Consider the following 16,239-nt stretch of genomic DNA (forward strand, 5'->3'; position numbering starts at 1 on the left):
TGCCGACGCCCCATCTTCCGGGTCCGATCGCTGCGGGCGCCTGCTGCTTAAGACTTGTTCATTGCCTGCTGCCGCAGCCGCGTCACCACTCCATCGCGTTTGAGGCGGCCGAGGGCCACGTTGATGCGGTTGACCTGGTTGTCGCTGAGCGCCGGTGACAGGGCAAAGGCCTGGGACTGGGGGTTGAGCTGGCGCAGCGCCAGTCCGTAGCGTTTGTGGGGCAGCTGGTGCAGCAGGTAGTCGAGCTGAATGTCATCGGCCATCACCGCATCCACCGCCCCACTGCCGAGCAGGGCGTCGGCCTGGGTGATGCGATCCAGCTTGCGCAGCTGGATGGCTGGCTCCAGGCCGGTGGCATTCAGCCGCCGCAGCAGCTCGTCGCTGACGGTGCCGGGCCGAACCGCCACCCGCTGACCCGCCAGGTCCTGGAGGTTGCGCAGGTTGCGGTTGCTGAGCTCCTGGTTGCCCCGCACCACATTCAGGGTGACGTAGCTCACCAGCAGGGAGGCGGTGACGATGCGCACCAGATAGGCGAGGAACACCAGGGTGTGACCCCTGGAGCTCACCACCACCGTGTTGGTGCCGGGGCCGGTGGCCAGCACCTGAAAGATCAGGGCGAAGGCGCGCCGCCGACCCACCTCCCACCGGGCGGGATTGCTGCCGTTGCGCTCCACCCGCCACACGCCGAGGCTTAGCAGGCTGATCAACACCACGTAGGCCAGCAGCAGCCGGATCAGGTCGGGAGCCACCAGGGCCCGCAGCAGGGAAGCGCCCAGCTCCAGCTGGTTGCGTCGGGTCATCACCCCGAGCCCGGATTCCTGGAACGGCAGGGAAAAGCGCGTGGTGCTGAGCCGTTCCGGCGACACCGTGATGCAGCCGATGGCCACGTCCAGATCGCCCCGGCGGGTGGCTTCCAGCAGGCTGGCGGCACTGTTGCCGGGCACCAGCACGTAGGGCAGCCGTTCCTGGTCGGCGACGCGTTGCCAGAGTTCCACGGCCAGGCCGCTCCAGCTGCCCCGCTCCCGGTAGGAGCAGGGCTGGGCCCCATCGGCCACCCCCACCCGCAGCACGGCACTGGGGGGTGGGGGAGTCGTGGCCAGTACCGGTGCGGCTCCCAGGCTGAAGGCGAGGGCCAGGGCTCCCAGCATCACGGCTCAGGGCGGCGGGAGGTGACCGCTGCCCCCACGCCGCTGAATCCCAGCACCACCAGCAGGTTGGAGAGGGTGAGCAGGGATTCGGCCCCGCCGTGCAGGGGATCCACATTGGCCAGCAGGGCCCCGTAGCGCAGCTGGGCCACCACGGCGGCGGCGATCGTGACGGCCACGAACACCAGGGTCATCTGGAACCCCCGCAGGGCAAGCCGCGGGAACCCGTCGATCCGCCCGGCCCACCAGAGGAAGGCCAGGTAGGGCAGCAGCGACAGCACGAACAGGGGGGTGGGATCGATGCCGGCCAGCCAGCTGAGCAGCCCTGTCATGGGGTGGTTCGGCGCTGTTGCCGCAGCAGATTCCAGGCGGCCAGGGCGAGGGTGCCATTGCCGAGGGTGGTGAGTCCGGCCTGCAGCACCACCAGTCCCTGCAGGTCGGGACTGTTGTCGAACAGGTGCCAGGTGCAGGCGGCCATGGCGCTCACCAGGGCGGGCAGCATGGCCAGGCTCAACCAGCGCCAACCGCCTTCCTGCCGGCGGACTCCCAGCTGTTGAATGGCCAGCATCGCCGCCATCCACTCCAGCACCGAGGTGATGTGGATCCACCACGTGGGCAGGGAGAGGGCGTGCATGGGCCGATCCTGGCAGGGTGCGAAGCTGTGGTTGTGATCGTGGACAGCCCGTGCGCGAGTTTCGTGACGAGGGCGGGCATTTCAAAGGTGACGCGGCGCGGCCCCGCGTACTGCTGTGCGGCTATTACGGCGAGCACAACCTCGGCGACGACGCCTTGCTCGAGGTGTTGCTGAGCCAGTTGCCCGCCGCTTGCCAGGCGGTGGTGACCGCCCATGACACCACCCTGGTGCACGAGCGCTTTGGCGTGGAGACGGTGCCCCGTCGGCGCTTGGCCCTGGTGCTCAAGGCCCTGGGTCGCTGTGATGCCCTGGTGCTGGGCGGAGGCAGCCTGCTGCAGGACTCCACCAGCTTCCGCAGCCTCCTTTATTACGCCGCCCTGATCGCCGCGGCCCGGCTGGAGGGCAAGCCCGTGCTGCTCTGGGGCCAGGGCCTGGGCCCACTGCGCCGCCGGCGCAGCCGGTTGCTGGTGGGACGCCTGTTGCGCCTGGTCACCGCGGTGAGCTGGCGGGATGCGGAGTCGGCGGCCCTGGCCAAACGCCTGGGGCGCGAGGGGCCGGTAGGCAGTGATCCGGTGTGGGCCCTACCGCCCCAACCCTGGCGGGGCACCGGTGGGCCCCTCGTGCTCTGTTTCCGCCCCACCCAGCAGCTGCAGGGCGAAGCCTGGCGCCCCTACCTGGCGGCCGTCGATCAGGTGGCCGCCACCCAGGATCGGGAGGTGATCTGGCTGCCCTTCCACGCCGGCCAGGACCGGGGCTTACTGGCTGAACTTCGCCAGACGGGGGTACTGCCGGCTGGCCTGGCGGCCCGCAGCCGGGAGGTGGATGCGGAGCGGCCCAGCGAGGCGATGGCGGTGTTCAGTGGTGCGGGGCTGGTGGTGGCCATGCGCCTGCACGGGCTGATCCTGGCGGCCCTCGCCGGAGCCCCCTGCGCTGCCCTCAGTTACGACCCCAAGGTGGCCGCCGCCGCCGCTGCCCTGGGTTGCCCCTGCCAGGGCCTGGATCAGGCGCCGGCTTCTGACGTTCAGTCCTCAGAGCTGCAGGCCCTTTTGCTGGCTTCCTGGAGCGCTGCGCTCGACACCCCGCCGCCAGCAGCTCGCTTGGCGGAGCTGCGCCGCCAGACGGCTGTTCACCGCCAGGTGCTCCAGACCCTGGACGCCTCGGGCGGTGCTTGCTAGCAGGGGGTATGGGCTCCACCACCACCGGGGCGCTCGGCACCGTGCTGCCGGTGCGCCAGTACTACGTGCAAACCGACAGCGCCCTGCCAGGCCAGGCCTATCGGATGTGCTTCTCCAGCACCTGTGCGATGGCGGTGAAGTATCTGAGGCCTGGGGCGTTGCTGGGCGCGAATGCCGACGACACCTATCTGCGCACCGTGCAGCGCTTCGGCGACACCACCTCCCCTTCAGCCCAGATCGCTGCCTGCGCCCACTACGGGGTCGCGGCGCGCTTCGGCACCCACGGCACCAGCAGCCTGCTGCAGCGGGAGATCGATGGGGGCTTTCCGGTGGGGACGGGCTTTCTGCACCATGGCCCCAGCCAAGCGCCCCGCGGTGGCGGCCACTGGATCCTGGCGATTGGCTATGCCCCGGCCGCTGGGGTGTTCAACGACCCCTATGGCGAGCTCAACAACCCCGCCGGTGGCTACGTGCAGGTGGGCCGGGGCGGTCGAGCGGTGCACTACAGCTGGCGCCACTGGTTGCCCCGCTGGGAGGTGGAGGGCACCGGCACTGGCTGGTTCATGACCTACCGGCTGGCCTGACGGCCTAGGGATTGGCCTGAAGCTCGAGTAGGGCGCTGAGCACTTCCCTGCTGTGGCCGCTGGGTCGCACCGCCACCCAGCTGGCCCTCAGCACACCGCTGGGGTCGATCAGAAAGGTGTGGCGCTGGGAGAAGGGTGGGATCCAACTGCCGTAGGCCCGGCTCACCGTGCCGGCCGGGTCGGAGAGCAGGGGAAAGGCCAGGCCTTCGCTGGTGCAGAAGTCGGCGTGGGAGTCGGCGTCATCGGCGCTCACCCCCACCACGGCCGCATCGGCGGCTTGGAAGGCGGCCAGATCCGTCTGGAAGCCCCGGGCTTCCAGGGTGCAGCCGCCGGTGAAATCGCGTGGGTAGAAGTAGAGCACCAGCCAGCGCCCACGGAAATCCGCCAGGGTCAGCCGGGTTTCCAGCGCCTGGCCATCGGCGGCGGGCGCGATGCCGGGCAGGTCGAAGTCCGGAGCCGGGGCGTTGAGGCTGGGCAGGGTGCCCCCCAATGCGAAAGCCCGCCGGCCGAAGGCCAGCAGGCTTGAGGTGCCGGCCGCTACCGGCAACACACCAACCAGGCGATGCAGAAAAGCCCGGCGTTGCATCAGGGGCTCAGATCTTGGCGAGGTCGACGCCGAGTTCCTTGGCGTAGGCGCCTAGGCCCTTCTTTTGGATGGTTTTGAGGGCGCGGGTGGAGACGCGCAGCTTGACGAAGCGGTTGCCCTCGGCCCACCACAGACGGCGCTCCTGGAGGTTCACCTGCTGGAGCTTCTTGGTGCGCACGTGGGAGTGCGACACGGCCATGCCGTTGTTGGCGCGCTTGCCGGTGAGCTGGCAGACCCGGGACATGACCGATTTCCGAAACGACTTGCAGGCACTAGGCCTAAGCATTAACCCTACCAAAGTGCGGACCCCCCGCTCCCAACCGACGGGGCTGAGAGCGGAGATACCCAATATCTGCGAGGCCTGCGGCCTCAGTGATTTTTAGGGTCTTTGCGAGGTCAGATCACCTGGCTTCCAGGGGATCCACCCCCTGTCGCAGCCTCCCAGCCCGATGAGCCGCTACGCCTGCGTTCAGCAGCATGCCCAGGAGGATTGCGGGGCGGCATGCGTGGCCACGGTGGCCCGGCAGTACGGCAAGCGCCTGCCGATGGCACTGGTACGCGAATGGGTGGGTACGGGGTCCACCGGCACCAGCCTGCTGGGCCTGAGTCGCGGCGCTGAAGGCATCGGCTTCCATGCCCGCTCGGTGCGAGCCAGACCCGAGCTGCTCAATCAGCTGGAGGCCGTGCCGTTGCCGGCGATCTGCCATTGGCGCGGCAACCACTGGGTGGTGCTGCATGGCCGCGCCGGTCAGCGCTTTGTGATCGCCGACCCCGCCGTGGGCCTGCGCTGGTTGAGCCGCGAGGAACTGGAGGCCGGATGGAGCAACCGGGTGATGTTGCTGCTGGAGCCCAACCATGCCCGGCTTGATGCCCTGGAGGAGGGGGAGGCGCGGCCCTGGCTGCAGCTGCTGCGCCAGGTGTTGCCCTACCGCGGTTTGCTGCTGCAGGCCTTGCTGATCAACGCGGCAGTGGGCCTGCTGGCCCTGGCGATGCCGCTGCTGATGCAGCTGCTCACCGACGACGTTCTGGTGCGGCGCGACAGCCAGTTGCTGCTCAGCCTGGGCCTGGGGATGTTGCTGCTCTTCGGCTTCCGCAACCTGCTGGGGCTGATCCAGGGCCATCTGGTGGGGTACTTCGTCCAGCGCCTGCAATTGGCGATGGAGCTGGATTACTGCCAGCGGCTGTTCCAGCTGCCGATGTAACGATGGTGTTTAGGTAGAGGCGTTGAGGGGTAGTTCCAGCGCCACCTCGGCTCCGCCCAGCTCGGCGCTGCGACCGATGCGCAGCTGCCCTCGGTGGTTGGTGGCGGCTGTTTGAGCCACAAACAAGCCGATTCCCATGCCGGTGATCTTGGTGCTCTTAAGTAGCTCCCAGCTACGGCTGTAGTCAAACTCGTCGGGAAACCCCGGGCCGCTGTCACCCACGCGCACCTCCACAGCGTTCGATGACTTGATCAACTGCACCAGTAAGTGGCGGTTGGCCAGGGGAAGGTGGTCCGTCGCCTGAACCGCATTGCGGATCAGGTTTACCACCGCCATCTGCAACTGGGCCCCATCCCCATGGATCCAGCATGGCTGATCAAGGCCCGCCACTCGCAGGTTCAACTGGTCTGGCTTCAGCTCATTCTTGAGATACACCAGAGCACTATCAAGGTTGATACTCAGATTAATTTGGTTCTGATCACTTTCCACGTTGCGCAGCAGCATCCGCATGCGTTCAACGGTGGTCACAACCCGTTCACCTTCCAGGGTGAGCCTCCTCAGGCTGTCCTGAAGTAAAGCGGGCAACTGATTGGGGGATAGTTCCTGCAGGCTCTCCATCGCCATTTGGCAGTTGAGCAGGATTGCGCTCAGGGGCTGCTGGATTTCGTGGGCCGCTGCCGCTGCGGTGAGGCTGGTTTTTAGCTTCTGATTGAGCTGGAGGGAGCGCTCTGCTTCAACCTCCCGTTCCTGTGCCCAGGCCTTGGCCAGCTCCGCTTCGGCCTGGCGTTGTTCGGTGATGTCGAGAAAACTGCCATACAGCATCCCCTCAACGACCAAACAATTGATCAGTACATCGCGCACCTGTCCGTTTTTGCAGGTGACGCGATATTCCAACGGCCGTGGCATTCGATTCTCCTGCACCGACGCAGTCACTTCCGCATCAAATTCATCAAACACGGCTTTGCGGTAGGCCTCATCCGGATACGCACAGCGAGCCCAATCCGCCATGGTGGGACAATCGAGCTGTGTGTAGCCAAAGGTTTGGGTGAAGGCCAAGTTTACGAAGATCACCTCACGCTCCGGTGTGGTCAGCGTTGTGGCCACCGGAATGGGTAGATGGTTAATCATGTTGTGGAAGCGCTCCTTGGCCTCGATCAACTGCTGCTCGGCCTGTTTGCGGGTCGTGAAGTCAATGAAGACCCCCTCCCATGCCACTTCGCCTGTCGGCAGACGGCGTGGCACGGATTCAATGGAGATCCACTTCACGTTGCCATTTTGTAGCCAACGACCTTCCCAAGTGTAGGGCTCGAGGGCAGCGGCACCGGCGATGTTGTGGGCGATTGCTGCTTCCCGGTCATCGGGATGCACTATCGAAAAATAGTGGGCAAAATCTTGTTTCAGCTTGTCGGGATCAAGGCCAGTCATCTCCAGAAAGCGCCTACTCAGGAAGGAGTAGCGCTGTGGTCCTTCCCGAGGGCTGAGCAGCACGTAGGTGCCTACCGGAATACTTTCAGTGAGCTGCAGAGCCTTATTCGCTTCCTCCAGGGAAGTGCGTTGCTCGGTGATATCGATCACTGCGCCATCCCACACCGTCTGACCATCGGGCAGTTGCCGCGAGCAGGAATCCAACCGATACCATCGTGTTTGGCCGCGAATGATGTAGCGGCTTTCGTTAATGAAATTAGTCTGATTGCGTACAGCTTCGTCTGAGGCCTTAAAGAACGCGTCAATATCGTCCGGATGCATGCTGCGGTAAGCATTCATCGGATTGGCATCCAGCTCCTCTCTGGTGAGATCCAGCATCTCCAAGAGTCGGTTGCTGAAGAAGCTGAAGCTGGGCTGCTGGGTGACCGGGTCTCGGTAGAAAACATAAGCGCCCACAGGAAAGTTTTCCGTGAGCTGCAGGGCCTGGAACGAAGCGGGGATGGCCGGTGGGGTCATGCGAGCTTCCGACTCAGCAGAGTGGCTTTGTGGACCAGCGCTGCACCGCTGAGGCCAAATTTCTGGCAGATGCTGCGGCGATGGGTTTCCACAGTGCGCACAGACACGCACAGCTTTTCGGCGATGGTTTTGGAGGAGTGGCCGGCACCGATCTCCTGCAACACCTCCAGCTCCCGCTGGGTGAGCTGCTCAGTATTAAACGATGGTTCTGGCAGAGGATCCAACCCGATCGGCAGCAGAGGCTCAATTTCATGGAGCAGGTCTTGAAACGCTCGATTTTTATCGAGAATGGCAACAATCGCAGTGCTCAATTCGGGCGGCCGCTCCACGGTGCTGGCAAAACTCGACAGGACGATCACGCGGGCTGACGGCCGCAGCACATGCAAGGCCTGGGCCACCTGCAGCCCATCGCCATCGGGCAGGGCCATGTCGAGGATCACCAGGTCGGGCAGCAGGGTTGCACAGGCCGTAATGCCCTCGGCCGCGCTGCCCACGCTTCCCACGACCTCCAGGGCCGGATGGCGTTCCAGCATGCCAACCAGCAACTGCTGCAGCATCAGCTGATCTTCAACAATGAGAACGCGAAGAGCCATAGGAGGCAACGCAGGCCAGGACCTCGGCAGACCGGTCAACCGAATGTACGCCTATTAAGGATTGGAGGGACCAACGCCAAAAGCTTTTACGCACTGCGACCGCCAACTCTCAGTATTAATACGCAGAATAAGGCGCTGCCTGCGTGTTAATGCTGACATGGGTCCCATTATTCAGTGTTAGTGGCCATGCCGGAACTTGGTGCTGGCACCCAAGGTGAATGGAATCTGCTCTCTATGCAATGGCGACCACCTGGACATTTGGTAGCGAAGGCTCGGCCCTTTGGTTCACCATCTCGATCAATGATTCAGGTCTGGCCACGGTTGAGATGCTTGCGGGATCGATGGATCTCAATGCCCTCTGGTTCTCCGATGGAGATGCCACGCCGGATGGCAGCACGTCTCTGACCAAGACTCAGACCTCTCTGAACATGAATGGCTCAGGTTCCCTTGATGCCGAGGGCAATCTGATCACCTGGGACGAGGTGACCGTGCTCAGCACATCGGGGCTGGGCAAGTTGGGTACGACTAAAACGACCTATCTCACCGCTGGTGAAGAGCAAACGTTTACCCTTGATGCAGGAACACTTGCATTCCTGGATTCGTTCAAAGAAGAGAGTGAGGGCAGCGAAGGTGGTACTTATGATTTCTCATCCCTCACATTGGGTGTGCGTGCCACATCAGTGAATGGGGGTGACAGTGTCAAACTTAATGCCGTTGCTGACGTGGATGACACGGCACCAGTGGTGGGTGGCGACCAGAGCTTTGACTACGCTGAGAATCAAAGCGCTGGCGCAGAGGTTGGCCAGGTGCAGGCCACAGACGATGTGGCTGTGACACAGTATCGCTTTGCTGATTCTGAGGGCACCACCTCTGCGGATGGCTACTACCAAATCGACAGTACCGGTAAAATCACGATCACGGCTGCGGGTGTTGCTGCTGGAGTTGCAAACAACGATTACGAAACGACTCCCAACCAATTCACATACGGCATCCAAGCCGGTGATGCGACTGATAACTGGTCTGAGTCTGTGGATGTCACGTTAAACGTGACTGATTTGGACGATGGCGGTGGCGGGGGGAGCGAAGTCTTTGTGTCGTACAGGCGCTTTACTGATGGCGAAGGTTCATTTGATCGTGCTTGGTTAGACACCGACAAGGATGGTGTATTCGACGGAGGAGAGCAAAATCTGCTGCTCTCCTCCTCATCTAACTGGACCTTTGGAACAGGTTCTGGCCCTGACTCAACTAAAAGCACCAAGAAGCTTGACGCAACTCAGGTTGATTTTGCTAGCGATGCCGTTACCATCAAGTATTGGAATATCAATGTCACCGGTCTTGACTTAACGGGGTTTACCGATGACGATAAAATTGCCATCGATTTTGAGGGCATGACTGACGCCTTGGTTGGTGACTTCTCAAATCGCACTTTCTCCTCTGTCAAGTCGATTGCTACAGTGACGACAGTGGGGCCACATTTTGCCCTGTGGAGTAATTTAGGGCACATGACATTTGTTCTTGATGGTGTCGTTGATGGTGGGCAAGGATTTTATATGCAAAGAGATCCAAATGGCGCCATCCCGGAACGCTATCTCCTTGGCGTATTTGCTTTCGATACCAGTGCTGATCTTGGACGTCTGGACCAATTTGATGTGACCTTCCCAACTCCGTGAGGCTTGCGCTTGAAGCTCAGCCGTTTCTTTCTGCGGCCGCTTCTTCGCGAACGCTCTCGTATTGCGACCCCGAGAATTGAGTCCTGACTCCCCGGCTGCTGCGTATCGCCTGATGCTGGCTGGGCAGCGTGATGATGCTCGTGCTGCCTTGATGGCCTTGCCTGACCCAGAAGAGTTGCTCGATAACGAGCAGCGTGTCTGGGCAGGCGCAACCTGGCTTCGACTTGGCGACCCACAGAAAGCTTTCCGCTATTTGCAGGGAGATTGGTTGGGGGTTCCTGCCCATGTGGCCGGTATTGCCGGTGCGAGCTTGCTCGCTTTGGGTTGTCTGGATGCTGCTCTACCTGCCCTCGAATGGGCCGTAGCGGGCGAGACTTCGGATCCCGGCGCTCATAGGCTCAACCTAGGCCGCACACTCACCTTGCTGGGCCGGGCGGATGAGGCGCTCGAGCCGCTGCGTGAGGCCCTGCGGCTTGTTACCCACGATCAATCCCTGGCCCGGCGCTCGCTTGCCGAGGCGCTGCTGGCCTTGGGCCAGATCGAAGAGGCGCTGGATCTGCTGCCGGAGGCCAGTGACGACGTCACCACCCTCATGGCCCGTGCTTTCACGCTCGCCTCGGCGGCCCGCCATGACGATGCCGCTGCCCTACTGCGAGACGCCAGCACCCGCCTGCCCCATGAGCCCCAATTGCTGCGCACGGCGGCTGAGCTGGCCCAGCTGCGTGGTCGTTTTGCTGAAGCAGAGCTGTTGCTGCGCCAGGCCTTAGAGGCGGATCCCACCAATGTGGCGCTCTGGGCTTCCTTGGCGCAGCTGGGCCAGGGCGCCCTGAACCCCGCCACTGCCCGCGAGGCAGCTGATCGGGCCCTCGAGCTCGCTGTAGGTAAAGACTCCTACTCCTGGGCTCTGGCCCTCTCCGCCCACGCCCATGTGCTGGCTGACGGCGGAAACGGGGCTGCGGCGGAGGCTGCCTGGCGTGAATCCCTGGCGGTATCCCCCTCCCTTGCGCCGGCCCTGGCCGGGTTGGGGCATGGCTTGCTGCAACAGGGCCGCCTGGAGGAGGCCCTCGATTGTTTCCGACAGCTTCGAGCCACTGCGCCCCTGCAGGGCTGGAGCCAGCTGATTCATGCCCGCGAGGTGCCTGACGATCCCGCCGTGTTGGAACAGATGGAATGCAGGGCCCGGCAGCCCAGCCTTGAAGGGAGAGTGCGCAGTGGCCTGTTGTTCACTCTGGCGGCCGCCTGGGACCGCAAAAAAGAGTATGGGAGGGCCTTCGCCCTGGCTCAGGAGGCCAACGAGGCCAGCAAGCTCCATCTCCACTACTCCCCGCCCGCCCACCGCGAACGCGTGGAGGAGGTCATGGCCGTGTTTTCGGAGTCGTTGCTCGCCTCCCGATCGGATTGGGGCCATCCCTCCCGCCGACCCGTGTTTGTGTTGGGCATGCCCCGCTCAGGCACCACCTTGGTGGAGCAGATCCTGGGTAGCCACAGCCAGGTGCATGGGGCCGGTGAACTCTCCCAGGTGGGCGAGTTGATCCAGCGAATGATTGCCTGGGAGCTTCATCTGGGGAGTGGTCTCAGTTATCCAGCCTGTGTGGCCGATCTCACCGCCGCCGATCTGCAGCGACATGGCCAACACCTGCTCGATGGCCTTTCAGCTTTGGCCCCGGGCCCAGAACGCCATGTGATCGACAAGTTGCCCCACAACTTTGAGCACATCGGCCTGATCAAGCTCGTGTTTCCCAATGCCGCAATCCTGCACGTGCGGCGGGATCCGCGCGACATCGCCATCTCCAACTACATCACCGATTACGCCGCGAAATTCGGCGGCATGGGCTTCGCCTACGACCTCGGCTGGATCGGCGAACAGCTGGTAGACCACGACCGCTTGATGACCCATTGGCACCGCCTGTTTCCCGGGCAGATCCTTGAGGTGCCCTACGAAGACCTCGTGGACGACACCGAGGCCTGGGCTCGGCGAATGCTGGAGCATCTGGGCCTGGCCTGGGATCCAGCCGTGCTCGAGTTTCAAAGCCTGGAGCGCTCAGTTAAAACCGCGAGTGTTTGGCAGGTGCGGCAGCCGGTTTACACCAGCTCCAAAGCCCGCTGGCGCCGCTACGCCGACCACCTCGCTGCCCTCGACGCGGTGCTGGCTGCATCCCCCCCGGCAGATCCGGATCCGCTTCCGCCACCCGAGCTTCCGCCGGGGCAATTCGCAGCCGGGATGGAGGCCTTGCAGGCGGGCCGAGCCGATCTGGCGCGCCAGCAGTTCGCCTGTGTGTTGGTGGCCAACCCCCGCCATGCCGCTGCCCACCATTTTCTGGGTGCGGCTCTAGCGCAGCTGGGGAATCTGCCTGCTGCCCGCGAAGCCATGCAGCGCTCGGTGCAGCTCCATCCGCGCCAACCGAGCTGGCAGGGCAACCTGGCGGCGATCCAGGCGGCGCTCGATCGCGCAGGCTCGGGGAACAGGCAGCCATGAGCCTCGCCTGGTTGCAGGACAACCGAGCCTCCATGGCGCGCTGCGGCTTGTTGCGCCAGGCGCTGCGGGTTGAGCTGATCGAGCTGGCCCTTGCGGAGGCCCAGGTTCCGCTGCCCCCCCCTGACCAATTGCAGATTGCGCTTCAGGCGTTCTGGAAGCAGCGGCAACTGCCGCCGCCGAAGCGGGCGGCCTGGCTCGCCGAGCGCGATCTCACGGAGCAGGATCTGGCGCTGATGGTGAGCCGCTCCGGCCGCTGGCAGCAGTGGTGCGGGCAGCAGTGGCACCAGAAGCACGAGGCCCTCTTTCTCAAGCACAAAAACCAGCTGGATCAGGCCACCGCCTCGGTGTTGCGGCTGGAGGAGGAGGGCCTGGCACGGGAGCTGTATTTGCAGCTCGCCGAGGGTGAAAGCAGCTTTGCCGAGATTGGTCGCCACTTTTGCGGTGAGCACCCCAACCGCCAGAGCGGCCAGTGGGGACCCAAACCCCTCAGTGAGCTGCCGCCAGCCCTGGCTGAGCTGATCCGCACCACGCCCGTGGGCCAACTGCGCGAACCCCACCGCCTGGGCCCGGGCGACTGGGTTGTGCTGCGGGTGGAAGCGTTCACGGGTAGCCGGGTGGATGACCCTGAGGTGCAGCAGCGGGTGCTGCGCTTGGAGGGGGAGGCCTGGCTGGATCAGCGGATTGAGGCGTGGCTGAAGGGCTCTTTGCCTGGATGAGTGCCGAAGCCAAGCCGTTAGCCCCGCACGAGCCCCTCAGCCTCACCCGGCTGATTGAATTGAGGATGGCTGCCCGCGGGAGACGAATCTCAGGGAATGGGCAGTTCTGCGTAGGCGCCGTTGCGAATGTTGTTGATCGCACCTTGGATTTCGGCAACAACCGCGCGAATGCGTGGCCAGCTGGTCGTCGTCAGCACCAGGATCGCCATGGTCCGACCATTGAGATTCTGCTGGTAGCGCAAGTTGGTGTCCGTGGTGATCAGGAGCTCAAAGCCTTCTTGTTCCGCCAGGCGAATCAAGTCCCCATTTGTGACGGTGGACCAACCCAGCTCATAGGCAGTTTTCACGACGTGGCCGTTGAGGGAGCGGCGCAACGGCACCGGCGTTCCCTGGTCAAACAGGATGCGCACTCAGGCCAAGGCCGCAGCGCTGCTGCGGGCTGCGTGCTCCAGCACCTGCCGGGCTTGCTCCAGCTCCACACCTGGGAAGAGTGCCAGGAATTCCGTCATCGAGATGCCGTCTTCCAGGTTTTCAAACAGGGCGGCAACAGGGACCCTGGTGCCGCGGAACACCCAGGCACCGCTAACCCGCTGGGGATCGCGCTCAACCGCAGTGCAGCCAGCCCAGCCGAGATCGCTCTGCATCCTCAGACCTCCCGTCCGTGGGTGATCGCTCTCAGGGTAGACAGGCTGTTGGCATCGAGGAAGGGGTGAACCACCACTTCGGTGTCAGGGGCGCTGGCGAGCCACAGCTGCTGCGATGGCGCGCTCCATGTCGTCGAGGCTCAGCACGCGTTTCACCTGTGGGTGATTGCGGAAGAGCTCTTCCGGCTCGTGGTGTGCGGGCACCAGCATGAGCCGGCCCTGGGCATCCACGCTCACCTGCAGGCGAGATCCTGCTGTCAAGCCGAGCTGATCCAGCAAGTTGCGCGGGATCGTCAGCTGATCCTTGGAGCTCAGGCTGACAGTGGTCATGAGAAAAGTGTAAGGCGCACGGCCTTACATGGCCTTGGAGCCTTGGGCCTCAAATCCTCAAAGCCGCCTTGTTCCGCTAGGCGAATCAGCTCTCCATTCGTAACAGTGGACCAATGCAGCTCGTACGCCGTATTCATGCATTTCCTGGTCAATCAGGGCTGCGGGCCGCGTGCTCCAAAACCTGCCGGGCTTGCACCCCCAGCCGAGTTCGCCCTGCATCCGCAAGCCTCCAATCCTTGGATGATGTCTTTCAACGTAGACAGGTTGCTGGCATGGAGGATGGCCTCACGCAAGCCCTAAAAATACAACCGCGGCCTGATGGAGTCTCTGCAGGTCATTGCGACCCAGCTTGCCGATGCAGGCTCCGAGACGTCGCCGCGACACGGTTGTGATCTTGTCGACCATTAACTGGCCTGTGGCCGCGAGCCCGTTGCCACTGGTGAAGGCACAGATCGTGATTGAATCCGTTGGTGATGCGAGGCCAGATCCAGGAGTCTCTTCAGAGCCCCCGCTGCATCAACTGGCCCATCAGCGTCGCGCTGCGTTGCTGGAAGCCCGCCAATTCATTGGGTTCCAGGCCGCCCACTGCCAGGCGGGCGAGCTCGTAGATGTGGCGGCTGAGGTCGTCGGCCAGTTGTTGGCTTGGCGAGCTGCCGCCGGCGCCCGTGATCACGGAACCGGCCGAGAGCTTGAGCAGGCCCTCCACCAGCGGGTGCTTGCGGTTCACCAGCAGCACGTGGTGATCGGGCAGGCCCGGCAGGCGCTGCTCCATCAGGGCACCCATGTCGTTGATGCGGCGCATCTGCTCCGGCAGCAGGATCAGGGCGGCGGGGGCGTTGTCGCCCTTGAGGGCCTGCACCTGGATGGTCACCTTGTCGTTGGCCAGGGCGCCCTTGAACAGCTCCCGCACCTTCTCGCTGGAATCCTTGCCCTCGGCGTCACTCAGTTCGCTCTCCTTCTCCTGCAGCGAGTCGTCGAGCTCGCTGTCCACCCGTTGGAACTTCAGCTCCTCGTGGCGGTACTCCAGCCAGGGAATGAACTGGGTGTCGATGAAGGTGTCGGCCAGCAGCACTTCGGCCCCCTGGCTCTTCCACAGGGCCAGGGCCCCAGCCTGGCCGGCCTCATCGGTGCAATACAGGATTCGCTTGTCGTTGTCGGCCGCCAGGCGCGTGCGGTAGCCCGCCAGGGTCGTGTAGGCCTTGCCACCCTCAGCGGGGATGGGGTCGAGGCTGTCGCCTTCGCCCGCCGCCGCAGTTGTCCCGAAGAGCACCAGATCGGCCACCTGCTCGGCGAACTTGTCGTCCTCCATGGCGCCGATCTTGATGAACGGGGCCAGCGATTCCCAGATCTCCGCGTAGCGCTTGGGATCGTCCCTGTGGAGCTCCTTGAGCCGGTCGCCCACCTTCTTGGCCACAAAGCCACCGATCGAGCGCACCCTCCGGTCGGTCTGCAGGGCTGACCGGCTCACGTTCAGCGGGATGTCCGGCGAATCGATCACCCCGCGCAGGGGCAGCAGGTAGCGGGGCACCACCTCCTTGATCGAGTCGCTCACAAACACGTTGTTGCAGTAGAGCTTGATCTCGTCCTTCTCCCAATCGGCCCGGCCGCTGGATTTGGGGAAGTAGAGGATGCCCTGCAGGTTGTAGGGGTAGTCGGTGTTGAGGTGCACCCACAGCAGCGGGTCGCCCTGGAAGGGGTAGAGGTAGCGGTAGAGCTCGATGTAGTCGTTGTCGCTGAGATCCCTCGGGCTCTTGCGCCAAGGCGATTCACGCTTGTTGACCGTTTCGCCCTCCAGCTGCACCGCCACTGGCAGGAAGTCGCAGTAGGTGGTGATCAGGGTGCGGATGCGGGCCGGCTCGATGTACTCCAGCTCCTCCTCCATCAGATGCAGGATCACATCGGTGCCCGGCTCGCTGCGCTCGGCTGCCTCCAGGCTGAAGTTGGGCGAGCCATCGCAGCTCCAGCGCACCGCCTCGCTGCCGTCGCGGGCGGAGAGGGTCACCAGCTCCACCTGCTTGGCCACCATGAAGCTGGAGTAGAAGCCCAGGCCGAAGTGGCCGATGATCGCGTCGCTCTCGCTTTTGTATTTCTCCAGGAAGTCTTCGGCGCTGGAGAAGGCCACCTGGTTGATGTAGCGCTTCACCTCTTCGGCATCCATGCCGATGCCGTTGTCAGAGATGGTGAGGGTGTTGGCCTCGCGGTCGATGCGAATCGAAATCTTGCCCTCGGGCCCTTCGCTGCAGTCGCCCGCCATGGCGGCCATGCGCCGCTTGCTGATGGCATCGACGCCATTGCTCACCAGCTCCCTTAGGAACACCTCATGGCCGCTGTAGACGGCCTTTTTGATGATCGGGAAGATGTTCTCGGTGTGGATCTGGATCTGGCCCTGTTCCGCCTGCAGCACCACAGCTTTTGAAATCACGATGCCCCCACATTCCCCTGGGGTGGGCCTGGCCGCCAAGGGGGTGCCATGGGCAGGAAACCGACCAAGCCCGCGGGCGGAGTGGGCTCCATAGGATCAGCCCCTCCCCCTCTCTGCCTCC

At 63.7% G+C, this 16,239-nt stretch carries 18 protein-coding genes; 6 read left to right on the forward strand and 12 right to left on the reverse strand.

Annotated elements, in window-relative coordinates:
* Positions 1-47 precede the first annotated feature (47 nt).
* The 3 genes from H6G16_RS06270 to H6G16_RS06280 are packed head-to-tail and all read right to left on the reverse strand — an operon-like array spanning position 48 to position 1,779.
* Positions 48-1,148: a transporter substrate-binding domain-containing protein gene (locus tag H6G16_RS06270; RefSeq protein ID WP_190389439.1), complete on the reverse strand. Its 1,101-nt coding sequence runs from the start codon at positions 1,146-1,148 to the stop codon at positions 48-50.
* Positions 1,148-1,477, reverse strand: a complete 330-nt coding sequence (locus H6G16_RS06275; protein WP_190389440.1) for a DUF3593 domain-containing protein — start codon at positions 1,475-1,477, stop codon at positions 1,148-1,150. The genes H6G16_RS06270 and H6G16_RS06275 overlap by 1 nt, the downstream gene beginning before the upstream one ends.
* Positions 1,474-1,779, reverse strand: a complete 306-nt coding sequence (locus H6G16_RS06280; protein ID WP_190389441.1) for a DUF2499 domain-containing protein — start codon at positions 1,777-1,779, stop codon at positions 1,474-1,476. Before H6G16_RS06280 ends, H6G16_RS06275 begins: the two co-directional genes overlap by 4 nt.
* A 50-nt stretch (positions 1,780-1,829) precedes the next feature.
* On the opposite strand from H6G16_RS06280, the gene csaB reads away from it, so the two are divergent.
* Together csaB and H6G16_RS06290 are read left to right on the forward strand one after the other, a co-directional pair.
* The gene (gene csaB / locus H6G16_RS06285; protein ID WP_190389442.1) at positions 1,830-2,954 is read left to right on the forward strand and encodes a polysaccharide pyruvyl transferase CsaB; all 1,125 of its coding nucleotides are present in this window, start codon (positions 1,830-1,832) and stop codon (positions 2,952-2,954) included.
* Between the two features lie 8 nt (positions 2,955-2,962).
* Positions 2,963-3,538 (forward strand): hypothetical protein, encoded by a 576-nt coding sequence (locus H6G16_RS06290; protein ID WP_190389443.1) that lies wholly within the window; start codon positions 2,963-2,965, stop codon positions 3,536-3,538.
* A gap of 4 nt (positions 3,539-3,542) precedes the next feature.
* Here H6G16_RS06290 and H6G16_RS06295 read toward each other — a convergent pair whose 3' ends face one another.
* Together H6G16_RS06295 and rpmB are read right to left on the reverse strand one after the other, a co-directional pair.
* Positions 3,543-4,124 carry a peroxiredoxin gene (locus tag H6G16_RS06295; RefSeq protein WP_190389444.1) on the reverse strand — a complete coding sequence of 194 codons (582 nt, stop codon included), beginning with the start codon at positions 4,122-4,124 and terminating at the stop codon, positions 3,543-3,545.
* A gap of 7 nt (positions 4,125-4,131) precedes the next feature.
* The gene (gene rpmB / locus H6G16_RS06300; protein WP_190389445.1) at positions 4,132-4,368 is read right to left on the reverse strand and encodes a 50S ribosomal protein L28; all 237 of its coding nucleotides are present in this window, start codon (positions 4,366-4,368) and stop codon (positions 4,132-4,134) included.
* Positions 4,369-4,573: 205 nt separating this feature from the next.
* Here rpmB and H6G16_RS06305 point away from each other — a divergent pair, with 205 nt between their 5' ends.
* Positions 4,574-5,326, forward strand: coding sequence for a cysteine peptidase family C39 domain-containing protein (locus tag H6G16_RS06305; protein ID WP_190389446.1), 753 nt, complete (start codon positions 4,574-4,576; stop codon positions 5,324-5,326).
* Positions 5,327-5,335: 9 nt separating this feature from the next.
* On the opposite strand, the gene H6G16_RS06310 is transcribed toward H6G16_RS06305, so the two are convergent.
* Positions 5,336-7,267 (reverse strand): PAS domain-containing protein, encoded by a 1,932-nt coding sequence (locus H6G16_RS06310; RefSeq protein ID WP_190389447.1) that lies wholly within the window; start codon positions 7,265-7,267, stop codon positions 5,336-5,338.
* On the reverse strand, positions 7,264-7,860 hold the full coding sequence (locus H6G16_RS06315) for a response regulator transcription factor (protein ID WP_190389448.1): 597 nt from the start codon (positions 7,858-7,860) through the stop codon (positions 7,264-7,266). The genes H6G16_RS06310 and H6G16_RS06315 overlap by 4 nt, the downstream gene beginning before the upstream one ends.
* A 239-nt stretch (positions 7,861-8,099) precedes the next feature.
* Between H6G16_RS06315 and H6G16_RS06320 the strand changes: the two genes are divergently transcribed.
* From H6G16_RS06320 to H6G16_RS06330, 3 genes are all read left to right on the forward strand, one after another.
* Entirely contained in the window at positions 8,100-9,530 is a 1,431-nt protein-coding gene (locus H6G16_RS06320) for a cadherin repeat domain-containing protein (RefSeq protein ID WP_190389449.1), read from the forward strand.
* Between the two features lie 151 nt (positions 9,531-9,681).
* Positions 9,682-12,006, forward strand: coding sequence for a tetratricopeptide repeat-containing sulfotransferase family protein (locus H6G16_RS06325; protein ID WP_277874977.1), 2,325 nt, complete (start codon positions 9,682-9,684; stop codon positions 12,004-12,006).
* Entirely contained in the window at positions 12,003-12,722 is a 720-nt protein-coding gene (locus H6G16_RS06330; RefSeq protein WP_190389451.1) for a peptidylprolyl isomerase, read from the forward strand. Before H6G16_RS06325 ends, H6G16_RS06330 begins: the two co-directional genes overlap by 4 nt.
* Positions 12,723-12,811: 89 nt before the next feature.
* Here the strand turns inward: H6G16_RS06330 and H6G16_RS06335 are convergent, their stop codons facing one another.
* From H6G16_RS06335 to htpG, 5 genes are all read right to left on the reverse strand, one after another.
* Positions 12,812-13,132: a DUF5615 family PIN-like protein gene (locus H6G16_RS06335; protein ID WP_347238814.1), complete on the reverse strand. Its 321-nt coding sequence runs from the start codon at positions 13,130-13,132 to the stop codon at positions 12,812-12,814.
* Positions 13,133-13,366 (reverse strand): DUF433 domain-containing protein, encoded by a 234-nt coding sequence (locus H6G16_RS06340; protein WP_190389452.1) that lies wholly within the window; start codon positions 13,364-13,366, stop codon positions 13,133-13,135.
* A gap of 84 nt (positions 13,367-13,450) precedes the next feature.
* The gene (locus tag H6G16_RS06345) at positions 13,451-13,696 is read right to left on the reverse strand and encodes an AbrB/MazE/SpoVT family DNA-binding domain-containing protein (protein WP_190389453.1); all 246 of its coding nucleotides are present in this window, start codon (positions 13,694-13,696) and stop codon (positions 13,451-13,453) included.
* 285 nt (positions 13,697-13,981) lie between these two features.
* Positions 13,982-14,155: a type II toxin-antitoxin system PemK/MazF family toxin gene (locus H6G16_RS13205; protein ID WP_347238832.1), complete on the reverse strand. Its 174-nt coding sequence runs from the start codon at positions 14,153-14,155 to the stop codon at positions 13,982-13,984.
* A gap of 40 nt (positions 14,156-14,195) precedes the next feature.
* Positions 14,196-16,103, reverse strand: coding sequence for a molecular chaperone HtpG (gene htpG / locus H6G16_RS06355; RefSeq protein WP_190389750.1), 1,908 nt, complete (start codon positions 16,101-16,103; stop codon positions 14,196-14,198).
* Positions 16,104-16,239: the final 136 nt, after the last annotated feature.

The sequence above is a fragment of the Cyanobium sp. FACHB-13342 genome, from assembly GCF_014697415.1.
GTDB lineage: Bacteria > Cyanobacteriota > Cyanobacteriia > PCC-6307 > Cyanobiaceae > Cyanobium_A.